Source organism: Pantoea sp. GbtcB22, from assembly GCF_019091025.1.
GTDB classification, from domain to species: Bacteria; Pseudomonadota; Gammaproteobacteria; order Enterobacterales; family Enterobacteriaceae; genus Pantoea; species Pantoea leporis.
Map to the genome: position 1 here is coordinate 1 of NZ_JAGXKB010000005.1, position 12,805 is coordinate 12,805.

The window sequence follows — 12,805 nt, forward strand, 5'->3', positions numbered from 1 at the left end:
GCTGACGGAAGGGTCCACCGGGCTGTGACAGGGACGGTTAACGGATACTCCTAAACGCCGCTTGCGGCCACAGAGGCTGCGAGGCGTGTTCTGAACGGTGACTGTTTTCCCGGTTTTCAGACGCCGGCGATCGTTTTTGGTAGTGAGTTTGCGCTGAGTATTGCGGGTACGTGGCTCCAGCTCTCCTGACTCTGTTAATAAGCTGCACCGGTCAGCAATGAGCTGGCCGGTGCCCCGCAATTAAACGTCAGGGTAAAAGCGACGCTTTTTTCAGCGTGATAGCAGAGAATTCATTTTTCGTGGTACCGACAGTTGTTTTACTGATGTTGCCCAAAAATATTCCTTAGTCAGATCTGAGATGCACCGCCATCGGCAAAAATTTCCGCGCCGTTAATATAACTGGCATCTTCACTGGCGAGGAAGACTACAGCTTTTGCTATTTCTTCAGTCTGGCCGATACGGCCAATCGGACTGCGGTCACGCAAAGATTGCAGAATGGCGTCAACGGGCTCGGGAAGGAAATCGTGTAAGGATTGAGTATCCACCGGTCCGGGGCTGAGGATATTAATGCGAACGCCAGCACCTTTTATGTCCAAAATCCAGCTGCGTACCATTGCACGTAAAGCAGCCTTGGTGCCTCCATAAACACTGAGGCCCTGACCAGGATTAATGGAGGCCGTTGAGCCTGTGATAATAATGCTGCTGCCTGGTTTCATAAGTGGTAATGCTTTCTGAACGGTAAACGTGATACCCCTTACGTTCGTTGTGAACTGACGATCGAACTTCTCCGGGGTAATCTGCCCGAGGGGTTCAAATTCGCCCATGCCGGCATTTGCTATCAGAATGTCAATACGACCAAACCGGGACAATATTTGCTTATAAAAACTATCCAGTTCGGAGAGGCTGGATACATCCACCTGAAACTGACTCGCATCCGGCCCAAGAGTACTAAGTGCGGATTTAAGTTTATTTTTGTCCCGGCCGGTAATGATCACAGTTGCACCGAGTGCTGCTAATTCCTGTGCGATCCCAAGACCAATGCCAGATGATGCGCCGGTCACAACCGCGATTTTGTTCTGAAAAGAGTGAGTCACTATGTATTCTCCTGATTATCGTGAGCTGGATTTATAGTGATCACTACATTAAAAATTAAATCCTCACAAGTTAAAATTCAAATTAAATTTAAAAGATGATTTATATCAACAATATGATTAAGTTGGTGTATGTAGATTGTTTTAGTGGTTACTACATTAACTTTTTCAGCAATGAAGTTAAAACAAGAGAGCAGGTTGCGACGATCTGCATTTTAACGCGAAGCATTAGTCGCAATTGCACAGGCACTCTTTCATGAGCATGGCTATGACGCTGTCAGGATTGCTGACCTGAAGCGGGGGCTGAACACCAAGCCGGATATCAAGGCACATACCTGACTGTTCATCGATAATCATGAGGGTCCATACAGGACAACGGTCAAACGTGACGTAAAACATTCCAAATCCGGTAAATTTCCGACATTTCAGATCCGGATCGCACTTGAGCTAAAAGCGCAGTTCAAAGTTGCAGCGACAGAGGCGTGGATGGGGCTTGGGAACTGGTTGAAAATGCCTGGACGGAGGGGGTTGGAGCAATGGGGGTTGAATTTAGAAGTAGGTTGTATTAGCTCATGGTTGATGTGATGTGTTTGTTGAACAGCGCAAAAGTTTATTTGATAGTCCGCTGTGTGCCAATAGCGGACGTCGCCGTTCAATTTTTATGAAAAAAAGCCCAAATCATTTGGGCTCGAAATTGTGGAGTAAATATTTTCATTCTTCCCTTTTGCGGTAGGGTTGAGTGAATTGTAATCGTGATTAGCTTCAGCCTTTTATTATTCTATGCTTTAAAGAAATTTGGTGGTTTATTTATCCATCGGTTAGGTGATTGTTTTATCAATATATGCTTTTAATTGGCTTCGTTTCTTGACGGATTTCTCTATAGGTACGATTAATTAATAGGGACATATTTAATGGCTTGGTAATGTTGAGGTTGGAAATTCATAAGGACCAAACTGCTTATTTATCAATATGTTAAATTTAATAACCACAGGGGAAATGATGAAAAAGAACACTAATGAACATACAAATGAATCAGAGACCTTGCTTAAGAGCGGACTTGCCTGGAATGGCCAACGTTTAGAGAGCTATCCCTCTGGCGAACTTGAAATTACTGTTATGAAAATGACCATCCCCGCTCATTCAGAGTTACCATGGCATACTCATCCCATTCCTAATACTGCCTACATTCTGTCCGGCTCTCTGACCATTGAAGACAAAGACAGCGGAGAAACCAAAACCTTTCATGCTGGCGAGGCTTTCAATGAGTCCATCGATATAGCACACCGAGGATTCACCACGGATGAAAGCGTTGACGTCATCATCTTCTACGCAGGCGCAAAGGGTGAGGAGCTCTCCGTCCCTTTACCTGGAGAAGAATCTGAGTATTAAGGCATCCAGTGCTTACTACTAATTGATTTTTAAAATGAATGGCGGTGGTGAAAGCTACCTCCATTCATCTGCATTACCTGTATGAGGCCGACACGTTTGACTCCTTACTGGTTCAACCCTAATCCTTTTTTATCTAAAAACTCAGTAATTGTTTGCGCGAGTTTTCGTATCTGGGAATCGTCACGCAGGTCTGGATGTTTCGCTAACCAGATATCCAGCGTTAGCATTGGTTGTTCAGTGGGCAATTTAATCAGCCGTGGTTCTTTATCCGCTAAAAAACAGGGTAAACCCGCTACACCAATTCCTGAACAAGCTGCCTCATATTGATTGCTCAAATCGCTGACTTCACAACTAACCCGCCTGTTTCCTATAACCTCATACAGCCATCTTTTATGCGCGAAACTGGGTTCCTTGTGGGAATAAGCAATAAAATCCCAGCTTGAAGGATTTTTAATATTCCTGTAATCAGGCGTGGTATATAAACCAAACTTCATCAGACCTGCTTTTTTTATAATATCGGTCTCTTCTATTGGCGGAGAGAGGCGCAGCGATAAATCAGCTTCCATTTTTGAAAGAGACACAAATTGTGGTTCACTCTGAATAGAAAGCTGTATGTCAGGATTTTGCTGCGTCATCTCAAAAAGAGCGGGAGCAAAAAAATGTCGGGCGAGTATTGGTGGAGCCGAGATCGCTACCCTTGAACGGGTAGATGTTTTACCGGAGGAGGAAAGTCGCGCAACGGAATAAACTTTCGCCTCAATATCCTTTGCCTCTTTTAAAATTTTTTCACCAATCGGTGTCAGGCGTGCTTCACGAGGTCGTCGGATGACAAGTTGAATGCCCAATACTGCTTCAAGCGATGCAAGCCTGCGACTCACTGTGGCTTGATCAACTTTCAAATCTTTTGCAGCACCTGAAATCGTACCGGCTTTAGCAATGGCCAGAAAAAAACGGAGATCTTCCCAATTCATGATGTATGCGTTTTTGCATGGATGGTGTGCAAATTTTAGTATTTACGCATGTCGTGTCAATTCTTATCCTTTAGTCATGATTCACTCATTTTGGCTTAGTTTGTAATGTCGAAAATAACGCCCACTTTAGCGGCAACACTCATCTCATCCTGCATGGGCTTTTTGGTCGTTCAACTCGATGTCAGCGTGGTTAATGTTGGATTGAGCGCATTGAGAGAGGCGTTTAAAACCGACCTTACTGGCCTTCAATGGGTCATCAATAGTTATGCTTTAGTGTTTTCAGCACTGCTAATTCTTGGAGGCGCATTAGGGGATAAGTACGGTGCAAAGACTGTCTTTGCCTGGGGATTTGGCATCTTTACGTTCGGATCGATCGGCTGTGGGTTAGCTGACGGCATGGCAATGTTGATTACGCTGCGTGGTATTCAGGGAATTGGCGCTGCCCTGTTGGTACCCACCTCCTTAACGTTAATCAGGCTGACTTTCCAGGATACAAATACCCGTCGTACGGCCGTTGCTATGTGGGGTGCCTGTGGAGGTATCGCTCTTGCTGCAGGACCGGTGCTGGGCGGCATCCTCATCCAGTATTTGGGCTGGCGAAGCGTGTTTTTAATCAATGTTCCCATTGGCCTTATCGCAATTATCCTCATCCTGCGTTTTGCTCCAGCTTCTCCACGTGTTGATAAGAAAGTCGATGTGCCGGGTCAGATAGCAAGCGCTATTGCCATCGCTTCCCTGACATATGCCCTGACAGAATCGAGCGATCGGGGCTGGACAATGTTGCCTCTTGTAGCGTTATGTCTGGCAATCCTCTCAACCTTAATATTTACAGTCACGGAAAGGCATGTGGCGGATCCTATGCTGCCTCCTCGTTTAGTCAAAAATAAGATGCTGATTGCAATGTGCCTTAGTGGCGCCGTCATCAACCTGGTTTTTTACGGCACCGTTTTTGTTCTAAGCCTCTTTTTCCAGACCGTTAAAGGCTACGGTGCATTCCAGACTGGCATCGCTTTCATTCCTTTGACTGCCGTGCTGACCGTATCAACGATGATATCTTCACGAGTTGCACGTCGGGTAAGTGCGATACGTATCATCACCACCGGATTTAGCGTGCAAATTATCGGGTTTTTATTGTTATCCCAATTATCGGTTAACTCATCTTTATGGCTACTGAATGGCGCACTAATGCTGGTCGGTATGGGTAGCGCGATGTCAGTACCCTCAGTTACAAATACGATGCTCGCTTCAGTTTCACAGCACGATGCCGGTATATCCTCGGGTTTGATGGCGTCAGCAAGACAGTTAGGTGGGGTCGTTGGCGTCGCCATCTTTGGGGCGCTAATAACACATACCGATACTGCAACATTTTCGCGCGGTATGGCTAAAGCGATGCTGCTCTCTGCCTTGGTTTTGTTGTTCTGCATAGTGATAAATCTCATTATGACGAGACGCGCACGCGAAGCAGTCGAGATTTAGTTCTCACTGTCAAGATGGATGCCGACATTGAACACAACCATTGCAAACGCCCTGTTTGTTAACTCGAAATGAACTGCCCCTTTATCATGATGCATGACCAAATTTACACTGTAAATTAGAGTTATCAGGGGGTATTGGAGTCATAGTTCCCATCTGGCAAACTGTCCGGCAACGCTCATAGCTGCAGGCAAATAAGTCTATTTTCAGGTGATCAACTGTTATGGCAGTAATCGCTAATGAAGATAGCGCCTTCATGTTATGATATACCCCGGTACAGTATGTGAGGATGTATGCCACACTCTCCTGAAGATAAAAAGCGAGCGCTTAACAGAATTAAAAGGATACAGGGTCAATGCGAAGGCATTCAGCGATCGCTGGAAGCTGGGGTGGATTGTGCTCCTGTATTGATGCAAATGGCTGCTGTCAGAGGCGCAATTAATGGTCTGATGACCGAGATCCTGGAAAGCTACATAAAAGAAGAGTTCGCAGGGAAGTTAACATCCGAAAGCGGTAGCGATCAGGAGATCGGTGAACTGGTTAAATTAGTTCGCTCTTATTTTAAGTAATCAGTTTGACGGTGGCTCATTTAGGGCCTTGGTGAAGCAGCGTTTTTTGGCGCTGCTTTTTTATGTCTACAGTTAAGAAGCTCAGTCTATTAAATTATCATCGTTAAATTATTTGAACGAGCCGCCATTAATCTATGTGCTAAAGTTTGTTCAGTATTTTACGGACGATCAATATGACTATTTCAAGCAATCAGAAAACCGGCCCCAGAGCGATAAATTATTCAATTAAATCAGATGACTGCAATAGTAGGGATCTTGTTTTGCACGCAGTTGTCAGAGACATTATAAAGTGGATTGATGGCAACCTTGATGTAAATCTTAGAGTTGATGTTATTACCAGAAAGAGTGGATATACCCACTGGTATTTTCAACGAAGATTCAAAGAAATAACCGGAATATCCATAGCGGATTACATCCGGATTTGTCGTGTTATAAATGCTACCAGTGCGCTAATCACTACCGACAAAAACATTATGTCGATCGCAATGGATAATGGTTTTAGTAGTCAGCAAACCTTCACGCGCGTCTATCGTCACTACGTTAACGAACCACCAGGAAGCATCCGCAAGGCCTATTGTGGCGAACCTGCATATGTTGAAAATATGAGGTCAGAAATGTTTCAGAGCTATCCTTTCTTCCAGAGTAGAGAAACGACTCATTAACCTTTTCTCACCTTCTTTTGTGGCGATAGCTAACAGCGGTCGCCGCTCTCATTGCATCATCATAAAGCGGGCGTTTGCAGAGGTTATGGGAACTACAAACAATTTCGTTGTTGTTTAATGTCATTAAAAAACAATTATATATATTGATTTTCATGTAAGATTCAAAAATTATATATACCCCATAGGGGTATGCGATCTATACTCCCCCTACTCAATAAACATTTACCACCTCTTTAGAGCGGCGTGATTAGCATTTTGCGAATAACCACTCCGCTCAATCCGAACCCTCAATTAAGTGGAGTGCAGTTATGAAATCACGCGCTGCTGTTGCATTTGGCCCAGGCCAGCCTTTAAAAATTGTTGAAATTGACGTCGAGCCACCACGCGCTGGCGAAGTGTTAGTAAAAATCAGTCACACCGGCGTCTGCCACACTGACGCCTTTACCTTATCAGGTGATGATCCTGAAGGCGTTTTCCCTGCAGTACTTGGACATGAAGGTGCTGGCGTAGTCGTTGAGGTTGGCGAAGGTGTTACCAGCGTAAAACCTGGCGATCACGTCATTCCTCTTTACACCGCTGAATGTGGCGAATGCCTGTTCTGCAAATCCGGCAAGACCAACCTGTGCACCGCAGTGCGTGCCACTCAGGGTAAAGGCCTGATGCCAGACGGCACAACGCGCTTCTCATACAACGGTCAGCCGATCTACCACTACATGGGTTGCTCAACTTTCAGTGAGTACACTGTGGTGGCTGAAGTCTCTCTGGCGAAAATAAATCCAGAAGCCAACCACGAGCATGTTTGCCAGCTCGGCTGCGGTGTAACCACCGGTATCGGCGCTGTTCACAATACGGCAAAAGTGCAGCCTGGTGATTCAGTGGCCATCTTCGGATTGGGTGGCATCGGTCTTTCAGCCATTCAGGGTGCGCGTCAGGCGAAAGCGGGCCGCATCATTGCTATTGATACCAACCCATCCAAGTTTGAGCTGGCTAAGCAGTTCGGCGCAACAGACTGCATCAATCCAAACGATTTCGACAAACCTATTCAGGAAGTCATTATTGAAATGACTGGCTGGGGTGTCGATCACTCTTTCGAATGTATCGGCAATGTGAACGTGATGCGTGCAGCGCTTGAGTCTTCACACCGTGGCTGGGGGCAGTCGGTCATTATTGGCGTAGCCGGTGCGGGCAAAGAGATTCCCACACGTCCGTTCCAGCTGGTTACGGGCCGTCAATGGAAAGGCTCTGCATTTGGTGGCGTTAAAGGCCGCAGTCAGCTGCCAGGAATGGTTGAAGATGCCATGAAGGGTGAAATTGAGCTGAAGCCATTTGTTACTCACACAATGTCACTTGATGACATTAATGATGCATTTGACCTGATGCATGAAGGCAAATCTATCCGCACCGTTATTCACTACTGATCTCTCAACGCATCAGGTGTGGCGCGCTTGTCGCACCTGTTTAATCAAGGATTAATTCATGAACGTTCAGAAAATCCATCCAGCGGTAGACGCCGACATTAAAGCTGCAAATGAGCATTTTTCTGGTGGCGTGCTGCATTGCCACTGCACGGAAAATCAGGTTGAAGTAAAGCTCGATAGCCAGACCATGTTTAATCACGCCTGTGGTTGCACGAAATGCTGGAAACCTTCAGGTGCTTTATTCTCACTGGTTGCAGTTGTTCCCAAAGGTAAAGTCTCTGTAATCGCAAACGCAGAGAAATTGAAAGTCGTTGATGAAAATGCCCTGATTAGACGTCATGCCTGTACCCAATGTGGCGTTCATATGTATGGCCGCATTGAGAACGAGCAACATGCATTTTACGGTCTGGATTTTGTTCATACTGAACTGTCTGATGCCGAAGGCTGGTCTGCGCCAGGATTTGCAGCTTTCGTTTCGTCCATTATTGAAAGCGGTGCGCCTGTTTCTAAAATGGCCGACGTCCGTGAGCGCTTGTCTGAGCTGGCGTTGACGCCATACGATTGTCTGTCACCAGAACTGATGGACATGCTGGCAGCTCACAGCGCCAAACAGGCTGGAACCTGGCAGGAATAAACGTCTCACGGTGAGTGTCGGGCGTTAATATTTTCTACTATAAAAACGATATGCAATGATGCTTAGCCGGTTACTCACCTCGCAGTAACCGGCTTTTTTTGTACCTGAATCATGTGGAATGAATCGCTGTAATTCCGAGGTGGTGGGTTATCTCACGGACAAAAACAAATCCTGCGAGCACCTGCAACGCCTCTTCCGATAAAGAGAGTGGATGGTAGGAAATATCATCCGCCAGTTTATTGAAGGCTTCCTCAATGTGCTCGGGTGTGGCTAAAGATGCATCTTCTAAATAGCCAGTACACACGGCCTTTAACAAAGGATCTCGGCTGCTTGCCTCACCATGGATCGGGGTGATTGTCGAATCGGATTCAATAATCTCCTCAGTGCGGTAAATCATCATTTCAAGGTGCCAGGCGGTAAGCGATGTCTGCGCCGTTATTCCGGATAGGATGTAATCCAGGCCTCTCGCTATATCAATTCTTTTGCCTGATTCGGGCCAATAAAAATGTGTGCTTTCACGTAATAGGGAAAATTCAGCGTTAATCATTTCACACCCTCAAGCTGTTAAAGGAGGTCGTTAAGCGTCCGTCTGACGTTGAACGCGTTAAAAATAGATGACATCATAAATACCACTAACGGGCTCATCTACAACAAGGTGTTTCTAATGGATCGTCTTACCAGTATGACGGTTTTTACGCGTTCCGTAGAATTGGGCTCATTTACCGCCGCTGCTGAAGCGCTGGATATGTCACCTCAGCTGGTTGGAAAAAACGTTTCCTTCCTTGAACAACATCTGGGTGTTCGCCTGATAAACCGCACTACACGACAGCACAGCGTGACTGAAGCTGGTCGCGACTTCTATGAGCGGGCAAAGATTATTCTTGCTGAGCTCGAGGCAGCAGAATCCTTTGCAGCCGAGACACGGGCGACACCGCGAGGCCGCATCCGTATTAATGCTCCTGTCACCTTTGGCGTTCATGCGCTTGCACCATTACTGCCGGTTTACCTTAAGCAAAACCCAGACGTTACTGTTGAACTGATGCTGGCGAACAGAATGGTAGACCTGATTGATGAAGGTTTTGACATCGTTTTTCGGGTTGGACATCTCCCGGACAGTGGTTTGGTTGCGCGCGCGCTACATCCATACCAGCTGATTGCCTGTGCTTCACAAGCTTACCTGGATGATGCGCCGCCTTTGGTTCATCCCAGCGATCTCAGCCAACATGAGTGCCTGATTTTCAGTCATACCTCGTTGAGAACACATTGGGAGTTTGAAAGCGCTGAAGGGATGCTACGTGTTGCCATCGACGGAAGGTTGATGCTGGACAGTGGAGAGGCGCTCATCAATGCTGCTCGCGCCGGACAGGGCGTGGCGCTACAACCTGCAGAGCTGGTTAAGCCACTGATTGATGAAGGCTACCTGATACAGGTATTGAGCGAGTTTAAAATTCCCACGCGTCCTTTGCATATTCTTCACGCACCCGATCGTCGCCTGACGCCTAAGGTACGCAGCTTCCTTGATTTTGCTTCAGACCACTTTGGTTCCGGACGGCTTTGAGTATCTGCCGCCCATAAACATTGAGTCAAATAGCGATGTCGTCATTGAGATTAACCTGTGATCTCAATGCCATCTCTCTGCGCCATGCATCAATTTTTTGCGGCCATTTAATCCCTTTAACGATGGATAATGAGCGCAGTAGTGGGAAGAGACGAATATCCGTGAGCGAGAAATGCCCGGTCTCTTTCTCTTGCTGCGAGAACAACACCTCAAGAATCTCGAGTTTTGCGTTTATCTCAGTCACCATGGTTTCGGTTTGTTCCAGCAAACGTGGGAAGGGACCGAAGACTGCTTCTTTTTTACTGACGAAATATTTTCTCGCCGCATCCTGACGAAACTCTTCAAAATCAGCGCTTGCCCAGCGCGGGATCGCCAGCGGATAAATCACTTTTGTCGCCTCTTCCATCCAGGCTTCGATGGCTGGATCGTCAGCCACGGTTAGGACAGAAGCTCCATAGTTCTCATCAATATACTTAACGATGTCCAGGCTTTCGCCAATCGCTTCATTGCTCTCTGTAACCAGTACCGGGAGCATTTTTTTACCGATGAGGCGAGTTGGTGTTTCTTCGTCATCATTTGGCAGGACAATGATTTCGCACTCAACATCTTTTAAGCCAAAAATCATGCGTGAGCGCACACAGAACGGGCAGTGATCGTACACATAAAGTTTCATAGCGGAGCCTTTCATCGTTTTTAATCTACAAAATTAACGGGTAAATCCATCAAAAGGCGTCATATACACGGCACCAAACGGATCTAAACGTTTACGGATTTCATCATCGGGTTCGCCGTAAACCGTCAGGCCGGTGATGGTGACTAAAGAGAGGAAGGTTTCAGCGAAAGGTGCGAACGTGTGATCAACATGGCTCACCAGGTCTTGCTGACGATAACGCTCAACGATGTGCGCTGTTTTCTGATCGTCGCTGACGCTGTAGACATAACTCAGCGTGCCGGGTTCTTTACTGGTGGCTTCTACAACGCGTGAAACCAATTCTTTAAACGCCGGAAATTGTCCGTCATTAACGGCCAGATTAAACACGCAGGTAATTTCATTTTTCATCGTAATCTCCAGAACTATGGGAGCAGGCGAATGTGCAAAGAAGAGAGGCAGGCATTCCCCGCAAGAGGAATATGCCGTTATGCGCTGGGGCATAACGGCGAATTTGACTAAGGTGCGCTGCTGGTCAGCTCGACTTTTTCAGCGTCTCGGCAAAAATTTCACCTGAGATTGCCCAGTTGTCGGTGGTTACGTCGTTGAAAATGACATAGACATACTGTGGGTCAACTTTAGCGTGGGTTGCGATAGCTTCAGTCACTGCTTTAGCGATAGCAGGTTTAGCATCATCACGACCATCGAACATCTGGATATTAACTACTGGCATGGTAGAACCCCTTCATGAGTGGATGAATTGTCAGACAACCTGACGTTGAAGAAATCCTACGCTGATAGCTGAGGTGGATAAACAGGCTCAAAGGGGACAGAGTGTAGAACTGATGTCTACAATCATTCGAATGCTTTTTGTGCCGCTAATTCAATCAACTCATCAATGATAAAACGTACGCCGGGTAGCAAGTGTCGGGCGCGGGGCCATATGACATTTAGCTCGGTGGGCGCTGGATTGCAGGCGGCAAGCAGGGGAACCAGTTTTCCTGTTTGTATATGTGGTCGTAAAAGCGCTTCAGGAAACTGAATTAAACCGGCACCGGCAATGCAGGCATCGATCATGGCATCGCCATCACTGATTTGATGAAAAGGTGTGGGTTTAAGTCTAATGTCCTTGCCGCTCTCGTCACGAATTAACCAGCTAAGCGGTGCGCCGCCGCGCCAGGCAAGAATACAGCGGTGCCCGGCCAGTTCGGTCAGCGTCTCAGGCTTACCGTACGTCGAAATATAGGCGGGTGATGCGCAGATAATCAGATGCTGGTCGTTCAGCTTACGCGCGATAAGATCGGTGGTGTCTTTAACTGGACCAAACCGGATGGCAAGATCAAAACCAATATCCAGTGGGTCAATGATGCGATCGTTAAACGTGATGGTTAGCTTCAGATGTGGATAGCGCTTAGTCATGTCCATCAATACCGGCATCATCACCGATCGGCCAAAGGCAGCAGGCAGATCGATCCTCACTGTTCCCGTGGGTTCCGTTAGCTTTGAACGCAGCGCCATCTCGGCCATTTGCAGGGTTTCCAGCGCACTCTGGCAGCTTGCCAGATACGCTTCGCCTTCCGTGGTCAGGCTGATTTTACGCGTGGTGCGATGAAAGAGTGGAATGCCGAGATTATGCTCAAGTCGCTGAATACTTTTGCCAATGGCTGATTTCGACACGCCCAACTGTTCAGCAGCTTCGGTAAAGCTACTTGCGTTAGCCGCCGTCACAAAGTGGACGATGCTGCTGAAAGATTCGGTAGAAATCACTGTTGGCATCGTGAGCGCCTGGATGAAAATCAGAGGGTTACTTTAGCGTAAACTCGAAATGCAAAACAGCGAACTGGAAGGATCATCTTGTCGAAAGGCACTCGGCCAAAACGTGGGGGGCAAGGAATGGTTGAATGGCGAACAATCTGTTCGCCATCTTCAGAAATCTTATTTTTTTACTGTCGTAGGTTTAAGGGCAAATTTGCCGTCGCCGGTCAGTGCCAGAACAATCAGACCAACAATCCAGAATGCAGGGAATTCCCAGCCACCGTTAGGATTAGTAAAGAAGAAGCCTGCAGGTCCGTGGACTGTGACAATCGCGCCCAGTAACACCGGAATCAAAACCACAGCAACAATTCGAGTGTAAATACCCAGAATCAATGCAATCGCGCCAATTAACTCGACTGCCATGGTCAGGTAAGCCAGACCACCCGGCAATCCTAGCGATGCAAAAAATTTAGCGGTACCTGCCGGTGTGAAGACAAAAAACTTCAGCCCAAAGTGCGCGAGAAAAAGGATGCCTAAAGACAGGCGCATAACCAGAGCTGCATAAGGTGTTGTACGGGTATCAAACATGGTGTGTTCCTCTCATTAAGTTGATGAGAGAACTCTACACTTATTCCT

General features: G+C 46.9%; 15 protein-coding genes. 7 read left to right on the plus strand and 8 right to left on the minus strand.

Annotated elements, in window-relative coordinates; all coding sequences use genetic code 11:
* Positions 1 to 347 precede the first annotated feature (347 nt).
* Positions 348 to 1,094: an SDR family NAD(P)-dependent oxidoreductase gene (locus tag KVT28_RS16365; protein ID WP_101761839.1), complete on the minus strand. Its 747-nt coding sequence runs from the start codon at positions 1,092 to 1,094 to the stop codon at positions 348 to 350.
* Between the two features lie 996 nt (positions 1,095 to 2,090).
* Here KVT28_RS16365 and KVT28_RS16370 point away from each other — a divergent pair.
* Positions 2,091 to 2,480, plus strand: coding sequence for a cupin domain-containing protein (locus tag KVT28_RS16370; protein ID WP_101762019.1), 390 nt, complete (start codon positions 2,091 to 2,093; stop codon positions 2,478 to 2,480).
* 104 nt (positions 2,481 to 2,584) lie between these two features.
* On the opposite strand, the gene KVT28_RS16375 is transcribed toward KVT28_RS16370, so the two are convergent.
* Positions 2,585 to 3,451: a LysR family transcriptional regulator gene (locus tag KVT28_RS16375; RefSeq protein ID WP_217549348.1), complete on the minus strand. Its 867-nt coding sequence runs from the start codon at positions 3,449 to 3,451 to the stop codon at positions 2,585 to 2,587.
* Positions 3,452 to 3,556: 105 nt separating this feature from the next.
* Here KVT28_RS16375 and KVT28_RS16380 point away from each other — a divergent pair, with 105 nt between their 5' ends.
* The 5 genes from KVT28_RS16380 to gfa all read left to right on the plus strand — a co-directional run bounded on the left by KVT28_RS16380 (position 3,557) and on the right by gfa (position 8,207).
* Complete coding sequence (locus KVT28_RS16380) at positions 3,557 to 4,927, plus strand: MFS transporter (RefSeq protein ID WP_101761842.1); 1,371 nt, start codon at positions 3,557 to 3,559, stop codon at positions 4,925 to 4,927.
* 290 nt (positions 4,928 to 5,217) lie between these two features.
* Positions 5,218 to 5,493 carry a metal/formaldehyde-sensitive transcriptional repressor gene (locus tag KVT28_RS16385; protein ID WP_101761843.1) on the plus strand — a complete coding sequence of 92 codons (276 nt, stop codon included), beginning with the start codon at positions 5,218 to 5,220 and terminating at the stop codon, positions 5,491 to 5,493.
* A gap of 173 nt (positions 5,494 to 5,666) precedes the next feature.
* Complete coding sequence (locus tag KVT28_RS16390) at positions 5,667 to 6,155, plus strand: helix-turn-helix domain-containing protein (protein ID WP_101761844.1); 489 nt, start codon at positions 5,667 to 5,669, stop codon at positions 6,153 to 6,155.
* 308 nt (positions 6,156 to 6,463) lie between these two features.
* Positions 6,464 to 7,573: an S-(hydroxymethyl)glutathione dehydrogenase/class III alcohol dehydrogenase gene (locus tag KVT28_RS16395; protein WP_217549350.1), complete on the plus strand. Its 1,110-nt coding sequence runs from the start codon at positions 6,464 to 6,466 to the stop codon at positions 7,571 to 7,573.
* Positions 7,574 to 7,631: 58 nt separating this feature from the next.
* The gene (gfa, locus tag KVT28_RS16400; RefSeq protein WP_101761846.1) at positions 7,632 to 8,207 is read left to right on the plus strand and encodes an S-(hydroxymethyl)glutathione synthase; all 576 of its coding nucleotides are present in this window, start codon (positions 7,632 to 7,634) and stop codon (positions 8,205 to 8,207) included.
* Positions 8,208 to 8,316: 109 nt separating this feature from the next.
* Here gfa and KVT28_RS16405 read toward each other — a convergent pair whose 3' ends face one another.
* Positions 8,317 to 8,754 (minus strand): hypothetical protein, encoded by a 438-nt coding sequence (locus tag KVT28_RS16405; protein ID WP_101761847.1) that lies wholly within the window; start codon positions 8,752 to 8,754, stop codon positions 8,317 to 8,319.
* A 117-nt stretch (positions 8,755 to 8,871) separates the two neighbouring features.
* Here KVT28_RS16405 and KVT28_RS16410 point away from each other — a divergent pair, with 117 nt between their 5' ends.
* The gene (locus KVT28_RS16410; protein WP_101762020.1) at positions 8,872 to 9,765 is read left to right on the plus strand and encodes a LysR family transcriptional regulator; all 894 of its coding nucleotides are present in this window, start codon (positions 8,872 to 8,874) and stop codon (positions 9,763 to 9,765) included.
* A gap of 25 nt (positions 9,766 to 9,790) precedes the next feature.
* Here KVT28_RS16410 and grxB read toward each other — a convergent pair whose 3' ends face one another.
* From grxB to KVT28_RS16435, 5 genes are all read right to left on the minus strand, one after another.
* Positions 9,791 to 10,438 carry a glutaredoxin 2 gene (gene grxB / locus KVT28_RS16415; RefSeq protein WP_101761848.1) on the minus strand — a complete coding sequence of 216 codons (648 nt, stop codon included), beginning with the start codon at positions 10,436 to 10,438 and terminating at the stop codon, positions 9,791 to 9,793.
* Positions 10,439 to 10,471: 33 nt separating this feature from the next.
* Entirely contained in the window at positions 10,472 to 10,825 is a 354-nt protein-coding gene (locus tag KVT28_RS16420; protein ID WP_101761849.1) for a putative quinol monooxygenase, read from the minus strand.
* A gap of 124 nt (positions 10,826 to 10,949) precedes the next feature.
* Entirely contained in the window at positions 10,950 to 11,147 is a 198-nt protein-coding gene (locus KVT28_RS16425) for a 4-oxalocrotonate tautomerase family protein (protein ID WP_101761850.1), read from the minus strand.
* Positions 11,148 to 11,269: 122 nt separating this feature from the next.
* Positions 11,270 to 12,190 carry a LysR family transcriptional regulator gene (locus KVT28_RS16430; protein WP_101761851.1) on the minus strand — a complete coding sequence of 307 codons (921 nt, stop codon included), beginning with the start codon at positions 12,188 to 12,190 and terminating at the stop codon, positions 11,270 to 11,272.
* 159 nt (positions 12,191 to 12,349) lie between these two features.
* Positions 12,350 to 12,757 carry a DoxX family protein gene (locus tag KVT28_RS16435; protein ID WP_007886514.1) on the minus strand — a complete coding sequence of 136 codons (408 nt, stop codon included), beginning with the start codon at positions 12,755 to 12,757 and terminating at the stop codon, positions 12,350 to 12,352.
* Positions 12,758 to 12,805 lie beyond the last annotated feature (48 nt).